We start from the raw sequence: 26,425 nt of genomic DNA, 5'->3' as shown, positions 1-26,425 counted from the left end.
CCGTCGCGCTGGCCGGTCGACGGCAGCGCGTGCGCGCTGCACCGCGACCGAAGCGTCGCTTCGGTCTGGGTCAGGCGTCGACCGTGATGACGCCGCGCCGGATCTGATCCAGTTCGATGCTCTCGTACAACGCCTGAAAATTGCCGTTGCCGAAGCCTTCATTGCCCTTGCGCTGGATGATTTCGAAGAAGATCGGGCCGAACATCGGTTCGGTGAAGATCTGCAACAGCAACCCTTCCTCGCCGACATTGCCGTCGATCAGGATGCGGTTGCGGCGCAGGCGTTCGAGGTCCTCGCCGTGGCCGGGCACACGCTTGTCGACCAGTTCGTAATAGGTCTCGATCGTGTCCTGCAACTTCACACCGCGCGCGCGCAGCTTTTCGACGGTGTCGAAAATGTCGTCGGTGGTGAAGGCAAGATGCTGGATGCCTTCGCCATTATAGTCGCGGATGAATTCCTCGATCTGGCTTTTGTCATCTTGGCTTTCGTTCAGCGGAATGCGGATCGCCTTGTCCGGGGCGATCATCGCCTGGCTGAACAGGCCGGTCGCCTTGCCCTTGATGTCGAAATATTTCTGTTCTTCGAACCCGAAGATCTGGTTGTAGAAGGTCGACCAGGTTCGCATCTGCCCGCGCTTCACATTGTGGGTCAGATGGTCAAGCAGGTCGAGACCGACATTGTTGGCGGCCTCCGCCTCGGCAGCGCCGGGAATCGCGTCCCAGTCGTCGTACAGCGATCCGGCCGCGCCGTGCCGGTCGACCAGATACAGCATCGATCCGCCGATGCCCTGCAACGCATAGCCTTCGCCGAGCACGCCTAGCGCCGGATCGGCGGGCGTCGCACCGCGCGCGACGGCGGCTTCGAACGCGGCTTTCGCATCGGCGACGCGGAACGCCATCCCCGATGCCGACGGTCCATGCTGCGCAGCAAAGTCCGCAGCATGGCCGTTCGGAATACGGTTGAGCAGTAGGTTGATCCGGCCCTGCTTGTAGCGCACGACGTCGCGGCTGCGATGCTTCGATGCGGCGACGAAGCCGAATTGTTCGAGCTGGGCGGCCATGCGGTCGAGATCGGGGGCAGTGAATTCGCAGAATTCGAAACCGTCGAGACCCATCGGGTTGACGTCCATATGCTCCACGGCGGCATCCTCCTAATTCGTATCAATTGATACGAAACTGATCCTAACCGACCGATGTGTCAAGCGGCTCCCATGGTGGCGGCGACAGGCGATCGGCGAGGAAATCGATAAAGGCGCTGACCGCCGGGCGCGGCTGGGCAGCGTGCAGCGCGTGGATGGCAAGGTCATGGGCCCCCTCCCATTCGGGCAGGACGCGGACCAGCCGACCATCGGCCAGCGCCTTGCCGACATCCCATAGCGATCGCAGCGCGATACCGACCCCGGCCAGTGCCAGTTCACGGACGATCTCACTCGAATCGGTGCGAACGTGCGACACACCCTCGACCACGGCGCGCCGGGCGGGTCGCAGCAGCGTCCACGGCAATTGCCCCTCCGCCGCGAGCAGGCGGTGGCCGGCCAGCGCGGCGGGGCTGGTCGGCACGCCGTGCGCGGCCAGATAGGCGGGACTGGCGCACACCACCCGCCGGTTGCCCGCCAACCGCCGCGCGACATAGCCGGCAGGCGGGTCGGCGGTGATGCGGATCGCACAGTCGATCCGGCCGGCGGCCAGATCGACATAGCCGTCCGACAACGTCAGTTCGAGGGCGACCGCCGGATAGAGACGCAGGAAGTCGCCGAGATGGGGCGCGATGTGCAGCCGTGCGAACGAGGTCGGTGCGGCGATGCGGAGCGGGCCGGCAGGAGCGGAAGCGGCACCGGTCACCCGCGCCTCCGCTGCGGCAAGCGCGGCGAGAATCTGCGTCAGGTCGGCATGGAGTTGCGTACCGACCGGGGTCGGGTGCAGCCGCCGGGTCGTTCGCTCGATCAATCGCACCCCGAGCCGCGCCTCCAGCCGGGCCAGCCGTTTCGAGACCATCGCCGGCGATGTGCCGCTGGCCCGTGCGGTCGCGGCGATGCTGCCGCTGTCGAGGATCGCGACGAAGAGCGCATGGTCGGGGTCGAGCGTCATTCGTTCCTCCATGGAATGACTGTCCTGCGATTATGATCGCTACCGATGCGAAAAGCGAGGTGGTAGCACTTCGTCGCACAACAACCGTCCTTCCGGGATTTGCCGGTACGACGTGCGGGGAGGATGCCGTGCTGCAAGCCTATGTCGATCGCGCCGGACTATCGGTCGCCGCCGAACTGGCCGAGTTCATCGAAGCACGGGCGTTGCCCGGCACCGGTATCCCGGCCGACTCCTTCTGGGCAGGGTCGGCGGCGATCCTTGCGCGCTTCGCCCCCGAAAATCGCGCGCTGCTCGCCCGGCGCGATGCGTTGCAGGCGCAGCTCGATGCATGGTTCGTCGATCGCGCGGGCCAAGCGATCGATCCGGCCGAACAGGCGGCGTTCCTGCGTTCGATCGGCTATCTGGTCGACGAGCCTGCGCCGTTCGAGGTCGACCCGACCGGCGTCGACGCGGAGATCGCGACGCTGGCCGGACCGCAGCTGGTCGTGCCGATCCTGAATGCGCGGTTCCTGCTGAACGCCGCCAATGCGCGCTGGGGCAGCCTCTACGACGCGCTGTACGGCACCGATGCGATCCCCGGTACGCCGGAACCGGGCGGCTATGACGCGGCGCGCGGGCAGGCGGTGATCGACCGTGCGAAGGCGTTTCTGGACGAAACGGTGCCGCTGGCCGGGGCGAGCTGGCGCGACTGGACCGGCGACGCGCCGCGACTGGCCGACCCCGTGCAACTGGTCGGTCGGGCGGGCGACAACCTGCTGCTGCGCCATCATGGGCTGCACATCGAACTGGTCATCGATCGCGACCATGCGATCGGGCGCACCGATCCGGCGGGGCTGGCCGATATCCTGCTCGAATCGGCGCTGACCACGATATGCGATCTGGAGGATTCGGTCGCGGCGGTCGATGCCGAGGACAAGGTTGCCGCCTATGCCAATTGGCTGGGGCTGATGCGCGGCGATCTGTCGGCCAGCTTTGCCAAAAGCGGACGGACGGTCACCCGCACCCTCGCCGCCGATCGCCGCTATGTCAGGATGGATGGCGGCGAACTTACCCTGCCGGGACGGTCGCTGCTGTTCGTGCGCAATGTCGGGCATTTGATGACGACGCCCGCGCTGCTGCTGGCCGATGGCGGCGAGGCACCCGAAGGCATCGTCGATGCGATCGTCACCAGCCTGATCGCGCTGCACGACCTGAACGGTGCGCGCTCCAATAGCCGGGCCGGATCGATCTATATCGTCAAACCCAAGCAGCACGGGCCGGAAGAGGTCGCGTTCACCGACCGGTTGTTCGACGCGGTCGAGGACCTGCTGACGCTGCCACGCCATACGATCAAGGTCGGGGTGATGGACGAGGAACGGCGCACCTCCGCCAATCTGGCGGCGTGCATCCATGCCGTTCGCCACCGGATCGTGTTCATCAATACCGGTTTCCTCGACCGCACCGGCGACGAACTGCACAGCGCGATGCATGCCGGGCCGATGATCCCGAAGGGCGAGATGAAGGGGGCCGACTGGATCGCGGCCTATGAGGATCGCAACGTCCGGACCGGGCTTGCCTGCGGCCTTGGCGGGCGGGCGCAGATCGGCAAGGGGATGTGGGCCGCGCCCGACCGGATGGCCGATATGCTGTACCAGAAGATCGCGCATCCGATGAGCGGGGCCAGCACCGCATGGGTACCGTCGCCGACCGCCGCGACGCTGCACGTGCTGCACTATCATGCGGTCGATGTTGCGCAGCGACAGGCGGCACGGGCGGCCGAACCGGTCGTACCGCTGACGCGGTTGCTGACCTTGCCGCTCGCGGTGGGGCGGAACTGGGATGCGGACGAGGTTGCGCGGGAGCTCGACAATAATGCGCAGGGCATCCTCGGCTATGTCGTGCGCTGGATCGATCAGGGGATTGGCTGTTCGAAAGTGCCCGATATCCACGACGTCGGATTGATGGAGGACCGCGCGACGCTGCGCATTTCATCGCAGCATATCGCCAACTGGCTGTTGCACGGGGTGTGTTCGGCGGCGGACGTCGATGCGGCGTTCGACCGGATGGCGGTCAAGGTCGACGCGCAGAATGCCGGCGATCCGGCCTATCGGCCGCTGGCGGGCGGCGTCGCGCTGGCGGCGGCGCGGGCGCTGGTGTTCGAGGGACTGGCGCAGCCCAATGGTTATACCGAGCCGTTGCTGCATGCGTATCGGAAGGTGGCGAAGGCGGCGGCGTGATCGCAATCGGTAGCGCCGGCGTTGCTGTGTATTTGCCTTAGCGGTCGGGTAATTCCGTGGTTCGCCAGGCATCGCTGCGAAAGTGCTCGGGCACTTCGTCCCCCCACGGATCGATCCCGCGCGCTTCCAACTGATCGAACCACCGGTCCCGTTGCGAGGGTGGCAGCTGCATTCCGCACCACGGGCAGTAGAACAGGGCTTGTCGTGCCTCCCCCGCTCGCACCCAATATTCGTCGAAGCGCGGATCATATTTGACGGATCCCCAGTCATTCTGCCCGTGCTGGTCCATATGGCCGAGACCATGGACAACATTCTGTGGCGGGTGGCGACCGTCCCCGTTCATTGCACTGTCCAGCACAGATTTCCGAGCGAAAGGGGCATAGCTGGGGCGATCATATCACCGCCACACCGCCCGCCGCCGGCTCCAGCGCATTGATCGCGGCATGGACCCGCGCCTCGATCTCTTCGCGCGGGAGGCCGGGGGGGATCGGATCGAGGAAGCGGATGGTGATGATGCCCGGGCGGTTGGGGCCGGGGCGTCGCATGCAGTGGCCGCTGTCGAGTGCGACCGGGACTACGGCCATGTTCAGCGCCTTGTACAGGCCGGCGAAGCCCGAGCGGAGCGGGGGGGCTTCGCCGACGGGGACCCGCGTGCCTTCGGGGAAGATCAGGACCGAACGGTTCTGCTTCCGCGCGACGGCGGCTTCCTTCAGCATCTGGCGGAGTGCCTTCGACGACGCATCGCGGTCGACGCCGATCGCGCCATAGGCACGCGCGGTGCGGCCCCAGAAGGGCATGTCGATCAGCTCGCGCTTCATGACGATCAGCGGGCCGTCGATCCGCTGCGCCATCTCCAGCGTTTCGAACATCGCCTGATGCTTGACCGCGAACAGATAGGTGCCGGGCGGGCGCGCCCCCTCCACCCGGACGCGCACGCCCAATATCCAGCGGGCGAGGAAGCGGTGGGTGGCGATCCAGACATGGGCGTGGACGTGCATCGCGCGCTGCCCGAACCATGCCGAGACCGGCGCGCTCAGCACGATCGGCCCCGAAGCGGCGTAGAACAGGATGCGGAACACCCAGGTGCGGATCCACGCGATCACAGATCGATTCCCAGCCGCATCACCACGCCCCGCACCAGATATTTGTTATATTCGCCGAACAGCAGCGCGAAGCCCGGATGGCCGGTGACCGGATCGCGCACGATCTCGACGGAATTGCCCAGCGCATGGCGCAGCTCCATCGTCGCGCGCGCCATATGCCAGTTCGACGTCACCAGCCGGATCGAGCGATAGCGGTTGCGGCGGACCCACTCGGCGGTCTCGTCGGCATTGGAGCGGGTGTCGACCGCTTCCTTGCCCAGATCGACGCAGCAGCGGAACAGCGCGCGCGGCGCATCGATCGCCGCGGCCAGTTCGCGCGGGCGGACATCGGGGTCGACGCCGGTGATGAGCATCCGCGGCGCCTGACCCGCCGCCAGCACCGCCAGCCCGCGTTCGATCCGGCCCGACCCGCCGGTCGGCACGACGACGCCATCGGTCCGCTGTTGCAGCGCGCCGGGCTGCGGCAGGGTCACCGCGAACAGCGCGAAGCCGAGCGCATAGAGCAGCAGCGCGACCGAGAAGAGCCGGCCCATCACAACACCCGCGCCAGCCGCCGCAGTACCGCGATCCGCGCGGCGAACATGGCGAGCAGGGTGAAGGCGACGGGCAGGACGGCGATGACCAGCCAGTCGAGCGGCCGCAGCGAAACGCCGTCGGCCAGCTGCGAATCGAGCGTCGCCATCCGTTGTCCCAGCAACGCCACCAGCAGCCCGCCGGCCAGCGCGCCGATCAGCCCGCCGGTCAGCGTGTCCTGCCCGATGCGCCGCTGGAACAGGCGCGCGATCTGAAGGTCGGTCGAACCCAGCATGTGCAGAATGTCGATCGTTCCGCGATGGGTATCAAGTCCCGCACGGGCCACCAGCAGGACGACCGCCGCCGTGGCGCTCGCCATCACCATCACCAGCCCGAGCGCGGTCCAGCCGAGCGCCGCGACGAAAGCGCGCACCGGGGCCAGCCACGTCGCATGGCGATCGACGCGGATGCCGTCGCCAACCGCCTTCGCCAGCGCGTCGACCCGGGCGACGGTGGCATCGTCGCCGCTGCGCAGATCGACATCGACCATCGCCGGCATCGGCAGGTCGGCGTCCAGCCCCGCCTCGCCCAGCCAGGGTTCGAGCAGTTCGGCGAGGCGGGCACGGTCAACCTCGTTCGCGCGGGCGACGTCGGCGGAACGGCGCAACCGGCCGAGCAGCGCGGCGGTGACCGCGTCGCGGCGGGCGGCGTCGCCCTCGATCACCTGGACCGTCAGCCGTGCCGCCAGTTGCCGGTCGAGCGCGCGCCCGGCCCCTCGCGTCGACAGGCCGAGCGCGGCGCTGAGCGTCGTCAGGAAGATCATGATCGCCATGATCCACACCATCGCCCGCCGCCCCTGTCGGTCGTCGAGCAGCGGTTGCACGGCCGCGCGCCCGATCATGCCGCGTCCGTGGAGGCGAGCAGCCGTCCGGCGTCCAGCTGCATCACCAGCGCATCGGGGACGCGGTGGAGCAGGTGATGGTCGTGGGTCGCCATGACGACGGTGGTGCCGAGGCGATTGAGCGAGGCGAACAGCTTGAGCAAGCGTTCGGCCATGATCGGATCGACGTTGCCGGTCGGTTCGTCGGCGATAAGGATTTCCGGTCGGGTGATGACGGCACGGGCGATGGCGACCCGCTGTTGCTCCCCGCCCGACAGCGTCGGCGGGCGGGCATCGGCACGATCGGTCAGCCCGACCCATGCCAGCATCTCGGCAACCGGCCCGGCCAGTTCGTCCTCGGGCATGCCGGCGACGCGCAAGGGGAGTGCGATATTGTCGCGGGCGGAGAGATGCGGGACCAGCCGGAAATCCTGAAACACCACCCCGATCCGCCGCCGGAACCCCGGCAGCCGTTCGCGCGGCGACAGCACCATATCCTCGCCGAACAGCCGGATGACGCCGCGGCTGGGCCGCTGCGCCAGATAGATCAGGCGCAACAACGAGGTCTTGCCCGCGCCCGATGCGCCGAGCAGGAAGTGGAACGTACCCTCGCTAAGCGTGAAGCTGAGGTCGCTCAGCGTTTCCGGCCCGTGACCATAGCGAAGGCCGACATTCTCGAACTGAACGATACTGGCCACGTGCGCCCTTGGATTCCGCCGGTCGACCCTGCCAATCGCACATGGGGGCGTTTGTCTCAAGCCGGGCAACATCGCGCCTTGCCCGGATGGCGTCGGGGACGTAGATTCAACGCTTGATTTCAAGGCGCGCCCGGTTCGCCCCGCATCAGCGGTGGCGCGGCGCGGCTCATGCAGGGGGCAGGGGACGCGATGATCCTCGAATGTACGCAATGCCATATGCGCTATCTGGTCGCCGATTCGGCGATCGGACCCGCGGGGCGCACGGTTCGTTGCGCGGGATGCCGGCATAGCTGGTTCCAACCGCCGGCTATGGTCGATCTGGGCCATGGCCCGCGTGAGACGCCGCCGCCGGCCGAGCCGGTGCGCGTGCCGCAGCCGGTGGTCGCCGATGCCGTGCCCGATATGCCGCGCGCCGCCCCGGTCGGCGACTATGCTCCGGCGGCACCGGTCTTCGCCGAATCCGCCTATGCCGCCGATGTGGCGCGGCCGTTGCGGGCGCGCACCGCCGAACCGGCACGGCGCTATATCGACCCCGATGCCGAACGCGCCGAGCGGGGCGAGACGGTCAGCGCCTTTGCCCACCAGCCGCCGTTCGTACCGCGCCGCAATCCCGCGCGCCGTCGCACCGCGATCGCGGTAGCCGCCGGCGTCGCGATGCTCGCCGCGACGGGGGCGATCCTGTACACCGGCACGCCGGGCATCGCCGAGCAACTGGGCCTGCCGATCGCGCCCAACGCCGATGCGGCGCTGAAATTCGCGATCAACACCCCCGAACGGCGGCTGTTGTCGAGTGGCAACGAATTGTTCGCGGTCTCGGGCAAGATCATCAACGAAACCGGCAGCCGCCAGCGGATTCCCGATATTCGCGCGGTGCTGAAGGACGATCAGGATCGCAGCGTCTATAGCTGGACGATCAAGCCGCAGACGCGGGCGATCGGACCGAGCGGCAGCCTGAGTTTCAACAGCGCGGCGCTGGACGTTCCGGCCAATGCGAAGGAACTCGAACTGAGCTTCGCGTCGGGACTGTAGGCAGCGAGGCGAGCGGCGGGGTCGCGGTGAGTAGGCAAGACCGCCCGCCCCCCATGACCGATGCCTTGCGTTCGGCGGCGGCATTTGCCAGTGCCGCACCATGAACGCGCCTGCTCCCAAGCCCTGGATCCTCGACATCGCTCCCTATGTCCCCGGCCGGTCGAAGACCGACGACGGGCGGCAGGTGGCGAAACTGTCGTCGAACGAAAACCCGCTGGGCACCTCGCCCCATGCCCGCGCGGCCTTTGCCACCGCCGACCGCAGTCTCGAACGCTATCCCGATGCCGGGGCGGCCGATCTGCGCGCGGCGATCGGGCAGGCGCACGGCCTGGACCCGGCCCGGATCATCTATGGCACCGGGTCGGACGAGGTGCTGCATCTGGCGGCCGGGGCCTATGCGGGTCAGGGCGACGAGGTGATCTTCGTCCGCTACGGCTTTGCGGTCTATGAGATCGCGGCGCGGCGGGTCGGTGCGACGCCGGTGATCGCACCCGACAGGGACCATGCGACCGATGTCGACGCGATCCTCGCCTGCGTGACCGATCGGACCCGCGTGGTGTTCGTGGCCAATCCCAACAACCCGACCGGCACCTTTTCCCCCCGGTCGGAAATCGCCCGGCTGCATGCGGGCCTGCCGCCGCACGTGCTGCTGGTCCTCGATCAGGCCTATGCCGAATATCTCGACGCGGCCGAGGACGATCATGGGCTGGAACTGGCGAGGACGCAGCCGAACGTGCTGGTCACGCGGACTTTCTCGAAGATCCACGGCCTTGCCGCCGAACGGATCGGCTGGGGCTATGGTTCGGCGGAGGCGATCGATGCGATGCATCGCATCCGCGCGCCGTTCAACGTGACCACCGCCGGGCAGCAGGCGGCGATCGCCGCGATCCGCGACAAGGGGTTCGTCGAGGCGAGCCGCGAACATAATCGCCAGTGGCGGACATGGTTCGAGGGCGAGATCGCGGCGATGGGCAATGCGGGGCTGCGCGCGGTGCCGTCCAAGGCCAATTTCGTGCTGGTGCTGTTCGACGGGCCGGTGGGTGCGGGCGATGCGTATCAGGCGCTGATGGACCGGGGCTTCATCGTCCGCTGGCTGCCCGGACAGGGGCTGGCCAATGGCCTGCGCATCTCGATCGGGACCGAGGCGGAGGTGCGCGGGGTCGCCGCCGCGCTGCGCGAGATCGTGGGCGGCTGATGCTGCCGTTCTCCCGCGTCGCCATCATCGGGCTGGGGCTGATCGGATCGTCGATCGCGCGGGCGGTGCGCGCGGAGATGCCGACGGTGCGGCTGACCGGGCATGATGCCTCGGCGGAAGCGCGCGAGCAGGTGCGGGCGCTGGGGATCGTCGACGACTGCACCGATCATGCCGGGGCGGCGGTGATCGATGCCGATCTGGTCATCCTGTGCGTGCCGGTGGGTGCAATCGGTGCGGTCGCCGCCGAGATCGCCGACGACCTGCCGGCAGGCGCGATCGTCAGCGATGTCGGATCGAGCAAGGCGGGGGTCGCCGCCGCCTTTGCCGAGGTCTTGCCGGGCGTGACGGTCGTCCCGGCGCATCCGGTGGCGGGAACCGAGCGCAGCGGGCCGGACGCGGGCTTCGCGACGCTGTTCCGGGGGCGGTGGTGCATCCTGACCCCGGCGGCCGATGCCGATCCGATGGCGGTCGAGCGGGTCGCCGAGTTCTGGCGGCGGCTAGGTGCAGAGATCGACACGATGGACGCGGCGCATCACGACCTGGTGCTGGCGGTGACCAGCCATTTGCCGCACCTGATCGCCTATACCATCGTCGGTACCGCGTCCGACCTCGAAACGGTGACGCAGAGCGAGGTCATCAAATATTCGGCCGGGGGGTTCCGCGACTTCACCCGCATCGCCGCGTCGGACCCGACGATGTGGCGCGACGTGTTCCTTGCCAACAAGGACGCGGTGCTGGCGATGCTCCAGCGTTTTTCGGAGGACCTGTCGGCGCTGCAACGAGCGATCCGGTGGGACAAGGGCGACGAGCTGTTCGACCTGTTCACCCGGACCCGCGCGATCCGCCGGTCGATCGTCGAGCAGGGGCAGGACGACGCCCGCGAGGATTTCGGGCGCGATCACGGGTAGGGTTCCGACACCCATACCGACAACGTCACCCCAGCGAAGGCTGGGGTCTCACGCGGTTCCTGCTATATGCTATCACCGAGAGACCCCAGCCTGCGCTGGGGTGACGTGTATGGTTCGGGCGACTGACTTTACTTCGCCGGCACCACCGGCAGCCACACCGCGCTTGGGCTGGCACCACCCCGTTCGATCGTGACCGTCGCCTTCTTGTACGCGTCCTTGGGGGCGGTGAAAATGTTCGGGACATAGGTTTGCGGGTTGCGATCGTAGAGCGGGAACAGCGACGATTGCACCTGTACCATGATGCGGTGGCCCGGCTGGAACACATGGTTCACCGTCGGCAGGCGGAAGCGATAGCGTTGCGTCCTGTTCGCCGGGATCGCCGACGGTTTGGCCATGTCGTTGCGATAGCGGCCGCGGAAAATATCGAGGCTGATCGGTAGCTGATACCCGCCCATTGCCGGTTCGCCCGGCACGACGTCGGGATAGACGTCGATGACCTTCACCACGAAATCGCCGTCGGTGCCGGTCGTTTTGGCGAAGATGTCGGCGATCGGCGCGCCCGACACCTTGACCGGTTGGGTCAGGACCGGGGTCTGGTAGGTCATGATGTCGGTGCGGCCATCGGCATGGCGCTGGTCGCTGACCAGCCACGCCTTCCACCGGCCATCGTCGAAATTGACCGGGCGCGACAGGTGCGGAACCGGCTTGGCGGGGTCGGAGACATAGCTATCGCCGCCGGGCTTGGCAGGTGCGAAGCCGAGATCACCGTCGCCGCCCAGATAGATCGGCTTGAGCGGCGCGGCGCAGCCCTTCTCGCAGGCGAGCGGCCAGTCGGGCAGCTCGTCCCAGTGGTTCTCACCGGTATTGTAGATCAGCGCCTGTGGCGGGGTGAAGGCGGGGCGGCCGTCGCGCAGATACTGATCGAAGAACGGGAAGAGATATTTTTCGCGCCATTGCAGCGCGGTATCGCCGTTGAACTTCAGATCGCCCAGCGTCGAGCCGTCGTAATTGGCGCCGCTGTGCCGCCATGGGCCCATCACCAGAAAATTGTTGCCGCCCTTACCCTTGGCCTTCAGCGCCTCCCATGCGGTGATCGCGCCGTACATGTCCTCCTGATCCCATAGCCCCTGTTCCCACATGGTCGGCACGTTGGAGGGGTTGGCGGCGAGCAGCTTGTCGAGCGCCTGCCCCTGCCAATAGGCGTCGTAGGACGGGTGCGCGACGAAACGCTGCCAGAAGGGGAGCTGGGCATAGCCAGACGCCTTGGCCCAGTCGTTCGCCGAGCCGACGTTCCGGAACTGGTCGTAATCGTCATAGGTCGTGGACGGCGGGGCGGCACCGGCACCCTTGTAGCCGGTCTGGCTGCCGATCCAGCCGATATTGGCGAGGCGGAACGCGCCGTAATGGAACCAGTCGTCGCCCATCCAGCCGTCGATCATCGGGCTTTCGGGCGCGGTGACCTTGAGCGCGGGATGGGGGGCGAGCAGTGCCATGACGACGGTGAAGCCTTCGTAGGACGAACCGAGCATGCCGACGCGGCCGTTGCTTTCGGGCAGGTTCGCCTTGTTCACCAGCCAGTCGATCGTGTCATAGGCATCGGTGACGTGATCGACATCGGTCGGGTTGAGCGGGCCGCGGACCGGGCGGGTGACGACATATTCGCCCTCCGACCCGTATTTGCCGCGAATGTCCTGGAACACACGGATATAGCCGGCGCGGGTAAAGACCTCGTCGCCCTGCGGCAGCGTCGCGACATAGCTGGTGCTGTCGGCGCGGGCAACGCGGCCCGACGCGTTATAGGGGGTGCGGGTCAGGAGGATCGGCGCGTTCGCCGCACCCTTCGGGATCATGATGACCGTGTGCAGCTTCACCCCGTCGCGCATCGGGACCATCACTTCGCGCTTCACATAGTCATATTTGTCGGTCGGCGGCACGAAGTTCGCCGGGATGTCGCCCTTGGCCGGCCAGATGTCGGGGCCGGGGGCGGCGGTCTGCGCCGCGAGCGACGACGCGCCAAGGGCAAGGGTGCAGGCAAGGAGAAGCGGGCGGATACGCATGGGAACGAGGACTCCTGACCGTGTCGCCGGGCGGCGATGCGATGATGTCACATCGTTCGGCGGACCGTCGGGGAAGTCAACATCCCGATCGGCATATCCGCGCCAAAGGTCACAAAGGTCACACTCGCACGCCGTTCGTGCGACGCGGTGCATCCGGTGGCGGAGCGAAGGCTCCACCACCGGACCGAGGTTATGCGCCCTGCGGCGTTGGCGATCCGAAGGGGCCGCGGGGGCGGCGGGTCTTTGGGATCGAGGTGCCACCGGCGGCCAGCGGGGTGGACGGCGTGCCTTCGTCGCGGCCGATATCCTCGCCCGCGATCAGGCGCTTGATCTCGTCGCCCGACAGGGTTTCGAATTCGAGTAGCGCGCCGGCCAGCAGGTGCAACTGATCGACATGGTCGGTCAGCAGCTTGCGGGCGCGGTCCAGACCGCCTTCGACGATACGCTTGATCTCGCTGTCGATCAGTTCGGCGGTCTTGTTCGACATCCGCGCCGGGGCCGACGACGAATAGCCGAGGAAGCTTTCGCCCTGCGGTTCGCCATATTCGACCGGACCCACCGCATCGGACATGCCCCAGCGGGTGACCATGTCACGGGCGAGCGACGTCGCCTGCTGAATGTCGCCCGACGCGCCCGACGACACCTTGTCATAGCCGAAGATGATTTCCTCGGCGATGCGGCCACCCATCGCGACCGACAGGTTCGCGTACATCTTGTCACGATGATAGCTGTACGAATCGCGTTCCGGCAGGCGCATCACCATGCCCAGCGCACGACCGCGTGGGATGATCGTCGCCTTGTGGATCGGGTCCGACGCCGGTTCGTGGAGCGAGACGATGGCATGGCCGGCCTCGTGATAGGCGGTCATCCGCTTTTCGTCGTCGGTCATGACCATCGAGCGCCGTTCGGCACCCATCATGACCTTGTCCTTCGCTTCCTCGAACTCCTGGTTCGCGACGAGGCGCTTGCCCTTGCGCGCCGCGGTCAGCGCCGCTTCGTTGACGAGGTTGGCGAGGTCGGCACCCGAGAAGCCCGGCGTACCGCGCGCGATGACGCGCGGATCGACGTCGGGGGCCAGCGGCACCTTCTTCATATGGACCTGCAGGATCTTGATCCGGCCCTCGATATCGGGGCGGGGGACGACGACCTGACGATCGAAGCGGCCCGGCCGCAGCAGCGCGGGATCGAGCACGTCGGGACGGTTGGTCGCGGCGACGATGATGATGCCTTCGTTCGCCTCGAACCCGTCCATTTCGACCAGCAGCTGGTTCAGCGTCTGCTCGCGTTCGTCATTGCCGTTGCCGAGACCTGCGCCGCGATGACGGCCGACCGCGTCGATTTCGTCGATGAAGACGATGCACGGGGCCGATTTCTTGGCCTGTTCGAACATATCGCGGACGCGGCTGGCACCGACGCCGACGAACATCTCGACGAAGTCCGAACCCGAAATGGTGAAGAACGGCACGCCGGCCTCCCCCGCGATGGCGCGGGCGAGCAGCGTCTTGCCGGTGCCGGGCGAGCCGACCAGCAATGCGCCCTTCGGAATCTTGCCGCCCAACCGCGCGAACTTGGTCGGGTCCTTGAGGAAGTCGACGATTTCGGTCAGCTCGGCGCGCGCTTCGTCGATGCCGGCGACATCGTCGAAGGTGACCTTGCCTTCCTTCTGCGTCAGCATCCGGGCGCGCGATTTGCCGAAGCCCATCGCGCCGCCACCGCCGCCGCCCTTCTGCATCTGGCGCAGGACGAAGAAGGCGATGCCGAGGAACAGCAGGAACGGCAGCGACTGGTACAACATGACCAGCCAAATATTCGGCCCTTCGTCGGGGCGCGCGTTCATGACGACGTTCTTCGCGCGCAGCCGTTCGATCAGGTTGGGATCGTTCAGCGCGTTGGTGCGGAACTTGTCGTCATTGGTATAGGTGCCGGTGATGGTGGTCGTCGCGATGTTGACGTCGCGGACCGACCCTTCGTCGACCTTGTTCAGGAAGGTCGAATACGGGATCACTTGCCCCTGATTCTGCGTCGAGGGACCGTTGAACAACTGGACGAAGATCGCCAGCGATACGAGGATGCCGACCCAGATCAACAGGCTCTTCATCCACGGATTGCCGCCGCCATTGTTGTCGGGGCCGTTCTGCTTGTCGTTGTCGTTCATGCGGACGTGTTACCTCTCAGTAACCACAAGATAGGCCAGCGAAGGTTAATGACAATGGAACAACGTCGATCAGACTGAACGACGCGGCGGAGCGGGAGAAAACCGCCAGATTTGCCGCTTCGGCACGACCATAATGCCGGCCTGGGTCGCCGGTTTCCCCGACTCGAGCGCGTCGAGCAGCGATTCGATATTGGCGGCGTCGGACCAGCGGCCTTCGGTGACGGCGTGAGTCGCGCGGACGTCGCCGATCGCGCGGCGGGCGAGGCGACGGCGAAGCTCGCGCGGCAGCTCGGTGACGTCGATCCGGGTCGCTGCGTCGTCGGCCGTGCGCCGGGTGCGCCAGAGCCAGTCGACGGTGTCGGTCAGCGCCGTATCGACGTCGCGACAATGCGCGGCGGCGGCGGCGAGCGCGAGCGGGTCGATCTGGCCGGTGGCGAGCAGCGCGCGGGCATGGGTACGGTCGTGGCGCGGGTCGGTGTTCGACGGGTCGTCGATGAAGGGCAGGTCGGCGGCGAGGGTGCGTAGTTCGGCTCGACGCCAGTTCAGAAGGGGGCGGATGACGGGGAGGGCCGGTGCCTCGCCATCGGGCCGTAGCCCGGCCTTTGCCGGGGGTCGGGCCGGGTCGGCGGCCCATCGATCGGCACGAAAGTCCCAGCGGGGGCGGATGCCGGCGAGACCGGCGGGGCCGGAACCGCGCGCGGCGCGCATCAGGAAGGTTTCGGCCTGATCGTCGGCATGGTGCGCGGTGGCGAGCGCGCCGGCCTTTGCCGCGAGCGCCCAGCCGGCGAGGAGAGCGTAGCGGAGGTGGCGGGCCTGTGCCTGGATACTGGCCCCGGCCGGGGGGTGGTCGGGGCACAGGGTGGCGTGGGGAATGCCGTGGGTTGCGCACCATGTGGCGACCATTGCGGCTTCCTGCGCGGCGGCGGGGCGCAGGCGGTGGTCGACGGTGGCGGCGATGACCGCGTTCGGGAAGGCGGCGGTAGCGAGGGCCAGCATCGCCATCGAGTCCGGGCCGCCGGAGACGGCGACCGCGAGCGGGGCGGCCGGCGTTGGGGCGGGGGCGAGCGCGGTAAGGTCGGTGGTGAAGCGGGTGATGGCTTCGGGCGGGAGGGTCATTGAGGCTTGGTGTGCAGTGGTTTCACATTGACCTGCTTCCCCCCATCCGTTTGCTTCGAGCGGAGGTTCGAGCTTGTCGAGAACTGTAGTCGAGAAGGCTGTGGCCCAAACGAACGGGTTCTCGACGAGGTTCGGGTCGAATTGTCCCCCGGACAATTCTGGACCATGCGGGGCATGGTCCACCCGAGCCTCTTCTCGACTTCGCTCGAAGCTGCTCGAACTGAACGGGTTGGGTGGGGGGGAGGTCATCCCGGTAATGGATAGGCGCGTAGTCCGGCCGGGTCGCCCGGGCGCAACACCCCGCCATTCATCCTGCGTAGTTGTCGAGCCTGTCGAAACAAGGTGGTGAAGGACCTGCACCAGTGCTTCGATACGGGCCTTCGACAAGCTCAGTCCCTACTCAGCACGAACGGACGAGACGATAGGCCAAGCTCTCTTGCCGTGCCTGCGTCACACACACTTGTTCGCGGTCCGGCCCTTCACAATGTCAGCCTTCATCGTTGCCGACATCTTGTCGCCATAGACATCGGTCAGCTCGCCATAGACATCGCAAGCTTCCTTCGTCTTCTTCAGCTTGGTGAGGGCATCGGCCAGATAGAACAGGCTGTCGGGGGCGCGTTCGCCGTCGGGGGCGTTTTTGTAGTTTTCGTAGAACTCGCGGCTGGCGAGGCTGGGCTTGCCGTCGTCGAGATAGGCGCGGCCGATCAGGTTCTGGGCGAAGCTGGCGCGGCGGTGTTTGGGATATTGCTGGACGACCGGACGGAGCGCGGCGATCGCTTCGGGATAGAGTTTCGCGTTCCACAGGCGATAGCCATAGGTATAGCCATCCTCGGCCGCGTCGCCGGTCGCGGGCTTCTCGATCGCGTTCACGCGGGCGGCGCGGGCCGGGTCGGCGGCGGGCGTGGCGGCAGGCGTGCCGAGCGTGCCGCCGCCATTGCCCGGACCGCGCGTGGGGGCCGGCGGCGTGTCGGTGTCGGTGCTGGTGTCGCCCGCTGCGGCGACCGCGCCGGGGGTGGCGGGGGGCAGTGCGCCGGCCTCGGCAGTCTTCAGCCGGGCATCGGTCGCGGCCTTGTAGGCGGCGAAGGATTCCTCGAGCTGGCGCTGCTTGTACTGCACCTGTTCGAGCTGGCCGGTCAGCGACTGTTGCTGCGATTCGAGCGCGTCGATCCGCGCGGTCAGCGTGGCGAGCGGGCCGCTCGACGGGGAACCGGGAATGTCGGTCGGCTGGGTCGGCGCGGTGATCTGCGGCTCGACCTGATTGGGGGCGCCGCCGGGGAACACCTTGCGCTGCACGGCGCGCATCTCGCGCTCGAGCTTGTTGACGCGGCCGTCGAGCGCACCCTGATCCTGGGCGGCGGTGGGCAGGGCGAGGAGCAGGCCGAGCGCGGCGAGCGGCAGGCCGAGGAGAGGTCGCATGGAAAGGCCCTTCGAGGCGGAACGGGAAAGACGGTGGCGCATGTCGCCAGTCGCCACGCTTAACCCGCCGTGGGGGTCGGGGTGGGCGTGGTGCGATTGCGGATCGCGTCGGCGCTGATGCCGACGGTGACCGCGCGTTCGGCGGTGCCGAGCGGCGGCACGTTCGATCCGTTGAGCGTGACGGTCAGCAGATCGGGGCGGCCGGTACGGATCTGCGGGTTTTTGGCGGTCGCGGGCACGTCGTAACGCTCGTTCGCGGCCATTTCCTTGTTCACCAGCGTGCCCGAATCGTCGAAAATCCGGACCCAGACCGGGCCAGTGGCGGTGAGCGTCACCTGTCCGCCGCTGGCCGGGGCGGCGACGGGGACGCTGGCACCGCCGGGGGCCGCGGTCGGGGTGGCTTCGGGCAACATGCCGAGATCGCCGGCGACGGTTGCGGCGGGGGTTGCCGGTTCGTCCTGCCGGAACAGCGACGTGCCGAAGAACACACCGGCGACCAGCAACAGCACGATGGCGATCGCGGCGGCGGCGGCGACCAGCCCGCCCGACGGGCCACGGCGCACGTCGATCGGCTCAAGGTCCTGCAGCGGTTCGGGACGTTGATAATTGGTGGCGAGTTCGGCGCGCAGCGCGCGGGCGACATCGGTCTCGTCGATGTTCACCGCGCGGGCATAGGCGCGGCCGAACCCCATCGCATAGGTGCTGGACGGGAGCGCCTGAAACTTGCCGTCCTCGACCGCTTCGAGGTGGCGGAGCGGAATGCGGGTGCGCTGCGCGATGTCGGACAGGGTCAGGCCCTGCGCCTCGCGTGCGGAGCGCAGCATCATGCCCGCCGTGCGTGGCGTGCCCGTGGTGCCGTCGCCGTCCATCATCACTACCCTTCTTACCCGCTGCTGCCAGCCCCCGGTCGCGGAGGGGTTTCGGCCAGCAGGCTGCGCCTGTCAACGCCGGAGCGGGGAGTTGTCGGGGAATTGGGGCGGGGATCGTATGTCATGCGGGTGGGGGCAGTTGGCGGAGGGGGTTCGCCGCGCGATGCAGCCATGCCGTATGCGGACGCCCCCCTCCACCATGCTGCGCATGGTCCCCCTCCCCGCGAGCGGGGAGGATTTGTTGGCGCATGACTCCTCCCCGCAGGCGGGGAGAAGTTTCAGGAGAGTTCCACGCCGTTCGTCCTGGCCCATTCTTCGAGGGCGGGGCGGAGGGTGCGGGTGGGGATGGCGAGCAGGCGGTCGATCTCGGCCATCGCCGCTTGCCGGTCGAGTGAGCGGATCATCGCCTTGACCGGGCCGACCGCCGCCGGGGTGATCGACAGGCGGTCGATGCCGAGCGCGATCAGCGCCATCGCTTCGAGGGGACGCCCGCCCATTTCGCCGCACACCGCGACCGGCTTGCCCGCTTCATGGGCGGCTTTCGTAACGCGGCGCAGGAAGCGCAGGATCGCCGGCGACAGCCAGTCGTAGCGCATGGCGAGGCGCGGGTCGGCGCGGTCGGCGGCGAACAGGAATTGCGTGAGGTCGTTGGTGCCGATCGACAGGAAGTCCAGCTGCGGCCACAGGAAATCGAGCACGTCGGCGAGCGCCGGCACCTCCAGCATCGCGCCGTACCGGATGTCGGTCGGCAGCGACTTGCCGCGCCCGCGCAGCCATTCGCGCTGCGCCTCGAACAGGGTGCGGGCTTCCTCGAATTCCCAAGGTTCGGACACCATAGGGAACATGACGTTCAGGGTTCGGCCCGAGGCGGCCTCGATCAGGGCGCGGGCCTGCGCCTTCATCAACCCTTCGCGACCGAGCGCGAGGCGGAGCGCGCGCCAGCCCATTGCGGGATTTTCCTCGTCATGCCCCTCGGCATGGTCGAGATAGGGCAGTGCCTTGTCGCCGCCGATATCGACGGTGCGGAACACCACCGGGCGGTCGCCGGCGACGTCCAGCACGTCGCGATAGAGCCGCTGCTGGCGCTCGCGCTGCGGCAGGGTGGCGGAGACGAGGAACTGGAATTCGGTACGGAACAGGCCGATGCCGTCGGCCCCGGTCAGGTCGAGCGCGGCGACGTCGTCGCGCAGGCCCGCATTGACCATCATCGTGATGCGATGGCCGTCGCGCGTGACGGGCGGTTCGCCCTTCATCGCGGCGAAGGTGGCGCGGCGTTTCTGGGTCAGCGCCAGCTTCGCCTCGAACGCTTCCTCCATCGCCGGGGTCGGGCGGATGACCAGCAGATCCTCGACCGAATTGAGCAACAGCCGGTCGCCCTCCGCGATCAGGCGGCGGACGTCGCGGACGCGGCCCAATACCGGCACGCCCATCGCACGGGCGACGATGACGACGTGCGCGGTCAGCGACCCTTCCTCCAGCACGACCCCTTTCAGCCGGCGGCGGTCATATTCGAGCAACTCGGCGGGGCCGAGGTTGCGCGCGATCAGAACGGTGTCCTGTCGCAGGCCCATTTGCGCGGCGGTGCCAAGCTGGCCCGACACGATGCGCAGCAACCGGTTGGACAGGTCCTCCAGATCGTGCATCCGGTCGGCGAGCAACGGATCCTTGATCTCGCGCATCCGCATCCGGGTGCGCTGCTGCACGCGCTCGATCGCGGCCTCGGCGGTCAGGCCGCTGTCGATCGCCTCGTTGATGCGGCGTGCCCAGCCCTCGTCATAGGCGAACATCTTGTAGGTCGCGAGGACCTCGTCATGTTCGCCGCCGACACCGAATTCGGCCTGGTTCGACATGCGTTCGATCTGGTCGCGCATCTTGTCGAACGCGGCATAGACGCGGTGGCGCTCCGCCTCGGTATCCTCGGCCACGGTATGTTCGATGACGATGCGCGGCTGGTGAAAGACGGCGACGCCCGCGCCCATCCCCTCGACCAGCTTGAAGCCGGGCACCCGCACCGCGCCGGTCGCCTGCGGCCGGATCGACGCACCGGCGGTCGCGTCGATCAGGTCGGCATTGGCGATCAGTTCGGACAGCACCATCGCGACGGTCTGCAGCGCCTCGATCTCGATATCGGCATAGCGGCGCGGGTCGGCATGCTGCACGGTCAGCACGCCGACGGCGCGTTCGCGGCGGATGACCGGCACGCCGGCAAAGCTGTGATATTTGTCCTCCCCCGTTTCCGGGCGATAGGCGAAGTCGGGATGGCTCGCCGCCTCGGCGAGGTTCAGCGTTTCGACATTGGCGACGATGGTGCCGACCAGCCCTTCGCCCGGCGCGAATTTGGTGACGTGAACCGCCTCCTGCGCGAGGCCGACCGTGGCGAAGAGTTCGAGCAGCCCCTCGCGCAGCAGGTAGATCGAGCAGACCTCGCTATCGAGCGCCTCGGCGATGATGCGGACGACCGAATTGAGCTTGGCCTGCGCCGGACTTCGCGACGCCATCACGTCGTGAAGGTTCGTCAGGATTTCGCGGGCGGAGGCAGTGGCCGATAGGGGCATGGCGCAGGGCTAACACGGGAAGGAGGGGGCGTCACGACGCTTTAGGTCGGGGGCGGGGCAATCGGATCTTTCTCATTCGGATCAAGAATGTCGTTTCTCCCCTCCCTTGTCGGGGAGGGGAGAGGCGTCACAGATTGCGGACCAGCCGTTCGGCGACCGCGAGCCACGGGGCGATCAGCGCGACGGGGCTGGCACCGAGCCGGGTCGGGAGCAGCGACACCGCGTCGCCATCGAACGCGAGCAGCCGGCCGTACACGAAGCGGCCGGCGGGGCCGGGGGCGAGGACGTCGCGGTGGAGCGCGGCGAGGTAGTCGGCGGGCGCGAGGCGGCGGCACCAGACGAGGTCGCCCGCGCGATAGTCGCCGGTCGCGCTCTGCACGATCACGGTGACGAGATCGGGTTCGATGCGCGGCGGGGTGACGCTCATCGCCCGGCGCGGTGCGGCGGCACCCGATGCGTCGAGCAGCGCGGCGACCGGCAGGTCGGGCCGTTCGGGCAGGCGGACCAGATCGGCGGCATCGACCGCCAGCGCCCCGGCGATGCGGTTCAGCCAGCCGACCGACACGGTCCGCGTACCGGTTTCGAGGCGGCCGATGGTCTGCGCGGTGGTGGGCGGCACGCACCGGATCGCGACCTCCTCCAGCGTCAGCCCGCGGGCGCGGCGCACCTCGCGGATGGCGGTAATCATCAATGGCCCTTTCGCAAACCCATCTGGTACAATCGCTTTCCTACAAGCGTGACCCCATGGCAAGCCCGCCGGACTCGGTGATGGGAGACAGGGAATGCGCGAACTGGTGGAACGGCGGCTGGAGGCCGGGCGGATCCGCGATGTGGCGGGCGGGCGGCGGGTGACGGTCAACCTGCGCGAATCGCCGCTCGACTGGCTCAAAGCGCGGTCGCTGGTCGATGGACGGCAGTTCGAGGCGGGGGAGCGGCTGCGCGGCGATTTCGAACGGGCGTCGCTGGGGCCGCAGGTGACGATGCGCTGGGACGGCGCGCCACGCGGCAGCAACGGCGCGCCGGTCGACCCGTCGGGCAGGCAGGTCGCGGCGAGAGCCCGGTTCGATGCGGCGATCACGGCTGTCGGGCCGGGGCTGTCGGACATTCTGTGGCGGACGGTGTGCGCGAACGAGGGTCTGCCGGCGGCGGAGAAGGCGCTGGGCTGGCCGGCGCGCGCCGGGCGGCTGGTGCTTACGCTGGCGCTCGATCGGCTGGCGGCGCATTACCGGTTTTGAGGAAGACGGCCCCGGCCCGCTCCCCCACCCCACCACCCAGTCAGGATACTTGCGTGGGTGGTGGGGTGGGGGAGCGGGCCGGGGCCGCAACCAGAAACTTCCGATACGCCCAGCCGATCGCGATCAGCGCCGCGCCCAGCCCCATGAACGACAGGATGCGCAGCACGCCCGCCAGCGCGGCGGCATCGATCAGGAAGACCTTCAGCGTGGTGAGGGTCAGCAGCGCGAGGCCGAAGCGGCGCAGGTCGGCACTGCCCACCGACAGACCGCGCCACAGCCACACGATCGCGAGGCCGAGCATCGCTGCCGAATAGCCCCAGTTTTCGGGCGTCGACACCGGACCGGTCAGCAGCGTGCCATGCGCCAACTGGCGAATGGTGGCGAGTGTCGCGGCAAGGGTGAGCAGCGCCGCGATCAGGCTGCGGCGGGGAAAATCGCGTAGCCGCCAGACCAGCGCGGCGGCGAAGCCGAGGTGGAGCGTGGCGGCGTTGAGCAGCGGGAGCGGGCCGACCGCCTGCGGAATCCAGATCGGATTGAGGCCGAGCAGGTCGTACCAGGCAAGGCGCGCGAGGCCGAGCGCGAGGAAGGCGGTGGCGAGCCTGCGATGCCGTTGCCACAGCAAGGCACCGATCAGCAGCGCGAGGTCGGTCAGCAGGACGCGCTCGATGAACCCGTTGGCTTCGAAGGCGGGCAGGGTGGCGATGGCGAAGGGTTGTTTGAGCAGGACATAGCTGCCGAGGACGGTCAGCGCGATCTCGACCGGCACGATGACCCGGCGGAACGAGGCGAACAGCGCCGGCGCGCGCCATGCCGCCGCAAGGATGGCGATGCCGGGCAGAAGAAGGAGCGTGGCGGCATCGGCGGCGCTTGGCAGATAGGCGTAGGGAAAGACGTCGAAGCCGAGCGACTTGCCGAGCGCCACGCCGATCTGCGCGATCGGTTCGGCGGCGGCGAGGATCAGCAACAGCCATGGCAGCGCGGCCAGCCGTCCGATCGCGGCGGAATCGAGGCGCAGCGCGGCGAGCAGCACCCCGCCCGCCGCCAGCGGCGCGAGCGCGAGCCATGGCGCGGGCAGATAGGTGGCGAACACGATGCCGACCGCCAGCGCGACCGTGGCAACACCCCCGACCAGTCCAACGTCGCCCGCCCCGCTGCGGTCGCGGTGCCGCCATGCGAGCGCCGCCCCGGCCAGTGCCAGCAGCAACCATGGCAGCGGGCGCGCGATCCATGGCGTGCAGAGCTGTGTCGCCAGCAGCGGGCCGACGCTGCCGATCAGCGCGACCCATGCCCAGCCGGCGCTGCGCCGCGACAACCCGGCACCGGCCCCCACGAAGATCAGCATGGCGATCGGCACCATCGATTCGGTCGCGTTGCCGTCGTCCTGCACCATCCCGGCGGCGGTTAGCAGGGTGACGAGGATCGCGGCGGCGATCGCGGCGGGCAGCAGCGCGCTGTCACGCCATGCAAGGAACAGCGCCGCCGCCGACAGCGTCAGGTAGAAGCCCCATGCCAGCGCCGAGAAATCTAGCATCGGCGCGATCGCCAGCATCTGGACCAGTGCGGCGAGGAGCGGCGCGGCGCGCAGCCAGCGGCGCTCGATCGTGGCGCGCGGGGCGGCGAGGCTGCCGCCGATCGCGAGAGCGACGAGGAACGCGCCGATGCCGGCCAGCCGGTCGGGCGGGACCAGCGCGATCAGCAACCCCGCCCAGCCGAACGCGGCGACCAGCGCGCTCATCGCCAGCCACGCCCAGCCGCGTACGATGGCGAGGCTGAGCAGGGCGGCGACGAACAGGCCTAGATAGACCAGCAGCCCGCCGATGCCCGCCGCGTCATAGCCGGCGACCAGCGGTGCCGCGAACCCGCCGACCAGCGCCATCACTGCGGTCGGCGGGCCGTGACGCAGCGCGAGGAACAGGCCGAGTGCGGTGATCGCCAGCATCATCGCGAACCCGGCGAGCGGGTCGACCAGATGATAGAGCGCGGCGGCGAGATAGAGTGTGGCATAGGCCGAGGCGATGCCGGCCCCGGCCAGCACCTGGGCGATGCGCGGGTCGTCGTGGGTGGCCGGCAGGCGGCGGGCCGCTTCGCTGCCGATCAGCAGCGCCAGCGCAAAGGCGGCGGCGAACGCGGTGCGGATCGCCGGGGTCAGCCACCCCGCCTCGATCGACAGCCGCACGAGGAAGATACCGCCGACGACCAGCGCTAGCCCGCCGATCCATACCGGCAGGCGGCTGCCGACCAGCGTTTCGAAATCGATGCTCGGTATGGTCGGTAGGCTTGGACGGCGCAGCGTCGCACGGGGTGGGGCTATGCGGGGGCGGGGCACCTCGGGTGCCGCCGCTTCGGGCAGGGCGATCGGCGGCGTTGGGGCGGCCAGTCGTGCCTCCAGCGCCACGACGCGCTGCTGCAACCGGGCCAGCGCGACCGACAGGGCGATCACCGCGAGGAGGAGGACTATCGTCACCACCACCGGTTGTGGCACAGGCCGGGGGCCAGTGTCGCCCCCCTTCGGGGCCAATGGAGACGCACCCATGAAGATATACGGATCGACCATCTCGCCCTTCGTGCGCAAGGCGGTGGTCTTTGCGGAGGAAAAGGGGCTGGAAGTCGAGCTGGTCCCGACCGCGCCAGGCGATACTGCGCCAACGTTCCGCGCGATCAGCCCGTTCGGACAGATCCCGGCGATGGTCGACGGCGACTACTCCCTGTCCGATTCGAGCGCGATCATCGCCTATCTGGAGGCGGAACATCCCGAACCGGCGCTGATCCCGGCCGATGCGCGGCTGCGCGGGCGGACGATCTGGTTCGACGAGCTGGCGGATACGGTGATCTTCGCCACGGGCAGGACGATGTTGTTTAATCGGGTGGTCGGGCCGTTGCTGCGCGGGATGCCGGGCGATGCGGCGGCGGCGGACCGGGCCGAGCGCGATCAGTGGCCGCCGATCCTCGCCTATCTGGAACAGGCGGTGACGGGGCGCGACTTTCTGGTCGGGGACGGTTTCACGCTGGCCGATATCGCGGTGACCAGCGCGCTGGCGAGTTCGCTGCACGCGACCGCGCCGATCGAGGCGGCGGGCCATCCGGAACTGGCGCGCTATCTGGACAGGATGCTGGCGCGGCCGGCCTTTGCCCGGCGGCTGGCGGCGGAGCGCGGCTTTATCGCCAAGGTACGGGCAACGGCAGCGGTATGAAGTTCATGTTTGTGCATTGCCATGGTTCTGGCAACGACTTCCCCCTGATCGATGCGCGGGGGATCGATCTGTCCGATCAGGAATGGGCGCGGGTGGCGCGGGCGTTGGCGGACCGGCGCGGGGACGTTGGCGGCGATGGGTTGTTGTTGTTAACTGGCGAAGATCGATCGCATATTTTCGGGATGCGGATGTTCAATCCCGATGGGTCGGAGGCGGAGACGTGCCTGAACGGCCTGCGCTGTACCGCGCGGCTGGGGTTCGAGGTGACGGACACCGAAGCCGGGCGGGTGCGGCTGAAGGTCAGTGACGCGGAGGCGCGGCGGGTCGCGCCGATCGCGACAGGCGTCACCACGATCGAGACGAAGGTCGGACCGGTATCGCTGCTGCCGGCGGACGTCGGGCTGACCGTCGGCGACGCGGCGTTCGTCGAGGCGGCGATCCCCGGATTGCCGAGCGAGCGACGCTTCACCGCCGTCGCCATGCCCAACCCGCATCTGGTGGCGTTCGTCGACGCGGTCGACGATGGCGAGCTGGTGATGCTGGGCGACTGGTGCGAGGCGGGGCCGGCGCTGATCCCGGCGCGGGCCAATGTCAGTTTCGTCGAACTGCGCGAACAGGGGCATGAACGCGCGCTGTTCGTGCGGACCTATGAACGCGGTGTCGGGCTGACCAACAGCTGCGGCAGCGCGATGGCGGCGTCGACGCTGGCGGCGGCGCGGACCGGGCGGATCGGCTGGAGCGTGGAGACGCGGGTCTTCAACCGGGGCGGCATGGTGCGCGCGACGGCCGAGGTCGGTGATGTCGTGACGATCGCGGGGAATGCGACATTCGCATGGGACGGCGAGATCGAGGTCGATCCGGCGACCGGTTCGGTCGGGCCGCTGCGGATCGTGGCGCGGCGCGAGGAGGAGGTTGCGGCTTGGGAGGGAATGTTGGCGGGGTTGTGAGTTGGCCACTTCCCGTTCGGTTCGGGCTTGTCGAGAGGGGGTGACCCAGGCGGGCGGGGTTCTCGACGGACGCTTCTCGACAGGCTCGAAGCTGCTCGAACTGAACGGGGGGGGGGAAGGTCTCGCCTCTCTTGGCCAAATCCCGTGCGAAGTGCCGGTTGCCTTCTGCCGTGCCACCACGCAGGCGGGGGCCAGGGCCGCCGGCAATAGCCGTCGTTTTGTGCGGCTCTGGACCCCCGCCTACGCGGGGGTACG

The 26,425-nt window shown here is 68.3% G+C and carries 22 protein-coding genes; 7 read left to right on the top strand and 15 right to left on the bottom strand.

Translation table 11 applies throughout. From position 1 onward, the window contains the following. Positions 1–70: 70 nt before the first annotated feature. A complete protein-coding gene (hppD, locus tag ASE50_RS15160; RefSeq protein WP_056402343.1) occupies positions 71–1,129 on the bottom strand; it encodes a 4-hydroxyphenylpyruvate dioxygenase in 1,059 nt (352 codons plus the stop codon). A 52-nt stretch (positions 1,130–1,181) separates the two neighbouring features. After that, positions 1,182–2,087: a LysR family transcriptional regulator gene (locus ASE50_RS15155; protein ID WP_056402341.1), complete on the bottom strand. Its 906-nt coding sequence runs from the start codon at positions 2,085–2,087 to the stop codon at positions 1,182–1,184. Between the two features lie 131 nt (positions 2,088–2,218). Between ASE50_RS15155 and ASE50_RS15150 the strand changes: the two genes are divergently transcribed. Beyond that, positions 2,219–4,303: a malate synthase G gene (locus ASE50_RS15150; protein WP_056402545.1), complete on the top strand. Its 2,085-nt coding sequence runs from the start codon at positions 2,219–2,221 to the stop codon at positions 4,301–4,303. Between the two features lie 37 nt (positions 4,304–4,340). On the opposite strand, the gene ASE50_RS19770 is transcribed toward ASE50_RS15150, so the two are convergent. From ASE50_RS19770 to ftsE, 5 genes are all read right to left on the bottom strand, one after another. Then, complete coding sequence (locus ASE50_RS19770; RefSeq protein ID WP_056402340.1) at positions 4,341–4,592, bottom strand: DUF6980 family protein; 252 nt, start codon at positions 4,590–4,592, stop codon at positions 4,341–4,343. A gap of 103 nt (positions 4,593–4,695) precedes the next feature. Then, positions 4,696–5,406 carry a lysophospholipid acyltransferase family protein gene (locus ASE50_RS15140; RefSeq protein ID WP_056402339.1) on the bottom strand — a complete coding sequence of 237 codons (711 nt, stop codon included), beginning with the start codon at positions 5,404–5,406 and terminating at the stop codon, positions 4,696–4,698. After that, positions 5,403–5,942: a YdcF family protein gene (locus tag ASE50_RS15135; RefSeq protein ID WP_056402336.1), complete on the bottom strand. Its 540-nt coding sequence runs from the start codon at positions 5,940–5,942 to the stop codon at positions 5,403–5,405. Before ASE50_RS15135 ends, ASE50_RS15140 begins: the two co-directional genes overlap by 4 nt. After that, entirely contained in the window at positions 5,939–6,820 is an 882-nt protein-coding gene (locus ASE50_RS15130) for a cell division protein FtsX (protein WP_056402333.1), read from the bottom strand. The genes ASE50_RS15135 and ASE50_RS15130 overlap by 4 nt, the downstream gene beginning before the upstream one ends. Beyond that, on the bottom strand, positions 6,817–7,497 hold the full coding sequence (gene ftsE, locus ASE50_RS15125) for a cell division ATP-binding protein FtsE (RefSeq protein ID WP_056402331.1): 681 nt from the start codon (positions 7,495–7,497) through the stop codon (positions 6,817–6,819). Before ftsE ends, ASE50_RS15130 begins: the two co-directional genes overlap by 4 nt. A gap of 189 nt (positions 7,498–7,686) precedes the next feature. Here ftsE and ASE50_RS15120 point away from each other — a divergent pair, with 189 nt between their 5' ends. The 3 genes from ASE50_RS15120 to ASE50_RS15110 all read left to right on the top strand — a co-directional run bounded on the left by ASE50_RS15120 (position 7,687) and on the right by ASE50_RS15110 (position 10,629). Next, positions 7,687–8,526: a zinc-ribbon domain-containing protein gene (locus tag ASE50_RS15120; RefSeq protein ID WP_082439059.1), complete on the top strand. Its 840-nt coding sequence runs from the start codon at positions 7,687–7,689 to the stop codon at positions 8,524–8,526. A 100-nt stretch (positions 8,527–8,626) separates the two neighbouring features. Then, a complete protein-coding gene (hisC, locus tag ASE50_RS15115; RefSeq protein ID WP_056402324.1) occupies positions 8,627–9,721 on the top strand; it encodes a histidinol-phosphate transaminase in 1,095 nt (364 codons plus the stop codon). Then, positions 9,721–10,629, top strand: coding sequence for a prephenate/arogenate dehydrogenase family protein (locus ASE50_RS15110; RefSeq protein ID WP_056402321.1), 909 nt, complete (start codon positions 9,721–9,723; stop codon positions 10,627–10,629). The genes hisC and ASE50_RS15110 overlap by 1 nt, the downstream gene beginning before the upstream one ends. 128 nt (positions 10,630–10,757) lie before the next feature. On the opposite strand, the gene ASE50_RS15105 is transcribed toward ASE50_RS15110, so the two are convergent. From ASE50_RS15105 to ASE50_RS15075, 7 genes are all read right to left on the bottom strand, one after another. Then, the gene (locus ASE50_RS15105; protein WP_056402318.1) at positions 10,758–12,686 is read right to left on the bottom strand and encodes a CocE/NonD family hydrolase; all 1,929 of its coding nucleotides are present in this window, start codon (positions 12,684–12,686) and stop codon (positions 10,758–10,760) included. 190 nt (positions 12,687–12,876) lie between these two features. After that, on the bottom strand, positions 12,877–14,841 hold the full coding sequence (gene ftsH / locus ASE50_RS15100; protein ID WP_056402315.1) for an ATP-dependent zinc metalloprotease FtsH: 1,965 nt from the start codon (positions 14,839–14,841) through the stop codon (positions 12,877–12,879). A gap of 69 nt (positions 14,842–14,910) precedes the next feature. Beyond that, complete coding sequence (tilS, locus tag ASE50_RS15095) at positions 14,911–15,957, bottom strand: tRNA lysidine(34) synthetase TilS (RefSeq protein WP_056402312.1); 1,047 nt, start codon at positions 15,955–15,957, stop codon at positions 14,911–14,913. Between the two features lie 450 nt (positions 15,958–16,407). Then, positions 16,408–17,373: a hypothetical protein gene (locus ASE50_RS15090; protein ID WP_056402309.1), complete on the bottom strand. Its 966-nt coding sequence runs from the start codon at positions 17,371–17,373 to the stop codon at positions 16,408–16,410. 59 nt (positions 17,374–17,432) lie between these two features. Next, the gene (locus ASE50_RS15085; protein ID WP_056402305.1) at positions 17,433–18,245 is read right to left on the bottom strand and encodes a helix-turn-helix domain-containing protein; all 813 of its coding nucleotides are present in this window, start codon (positions 18,243–18,245) and stop codon (positions 17,433–17,435) included. 275 nt (positions 18,246–18,520) lie between these two features. Further along, positions 18,521–20,797 (bottom strand): phosphoenolpyruvate--protein phosphotransferase, encoded by a 2,277-nt coding sequence (gene ptsP / locus ASE50_RS15080; RefSeq protein WP_056402301.1) that lies wholly within the window; start codon positions 20,795–20,797, stop codon positions 18,521–18,523. Positions 20,798–20,924: 127 nt separating this feature from the next. Further along, positions 20,925–21,485 carry a helix-turn-helix domain-containing protein gene (locus tag ASE50_RS15075; RefSeq protein ID WP_056402299.1) on the bottom strand — a complete coding sequence of 187 codons (561 nt, stop codon included), beginning with the start codon at positions 21,483–21,485 and terminating at the stop codon, positions 20,925–20,927. 94 nt (positions 21,486–21,579) lie between these two features. Between ASE50_RS15075 and ASE50_RS15070 the strand changes: the two genes are divergently transcribed. Then, positions 21,580–22,032 carry a DUF6456 domain-containing protein gene (locus ASE50_RS15070; protein ID WP_056402296.1) on the top strand — a complete coding sequence of 151 codons (453 nt, stop codon included), beginning with the start codon at positions 21,580–21,582 and terminating at the stop codon, positions 22,030–22,032. A 40-nt stretch (positions 22,033–22,072) separates the two neighbouring features. Here ASE50_RS15070 and ASE50_RS15065 read toward each other — a convergent pair whose 3' ends face one another. After that, positions 22,073–24,496: a DUF2339 domain-containing protein gene (locus tag ASE50_RS15065; protein ID WP_162236197.1), complete on the bottom strand. Its 2,424-nt coding sequence runs from the start codon at positions 24,494–24,496 to the stop codon at positions 22,073–22,075. A gap of 67 nt (positions 24,497–24,563) precedes the next feature. Between ASE50_RS15065 and ASE50_RS15060 the strand changes: the two genes are divergently transcribed. Together ASE50_RS15060 and dapF are read left to right on the top strand one after the other, a co-directional pair. Then, on the top strand, positions 24,564–25,223 hold the full coding sequence (locus tag ASE50_RS15060; RefSeq protein ID WP_056402290.1) for a glutathione S-transferase family protein: 660 nt from the start codon (positions 24,564–24,566) through the stop codon (positions 25,221–25,223). Continuing rightward, entirely contained in the window at positions 25,220–26,170 is a 951-nt protein-coding gene (gene dapF, locus ASE50_RS15055) for a diaminopimelate epimerase (RefSeq protein WP_056402288.1), read from the top strand. The genes ASE50_RS15060 and dapF overlap by 4 nt, the downstream gene beginning before the upstream one ends. The last annotated feature ends 255 nt before the right edge of the window (positions 26,171–26,425 follow it).

The organism is Sphingomonas sp. Leaf5, assembly GCF_001421155.1.
Classification (GTDB): domain Bacteria; phylum Pseudomonadota; class Alphaproteobacteria; order Sphingomonadales; family Sphingomonadaceae; genus Sphingomonas.
This window is presented reverse-complemented; position numbering and strand designations above follow the sequence as displayed.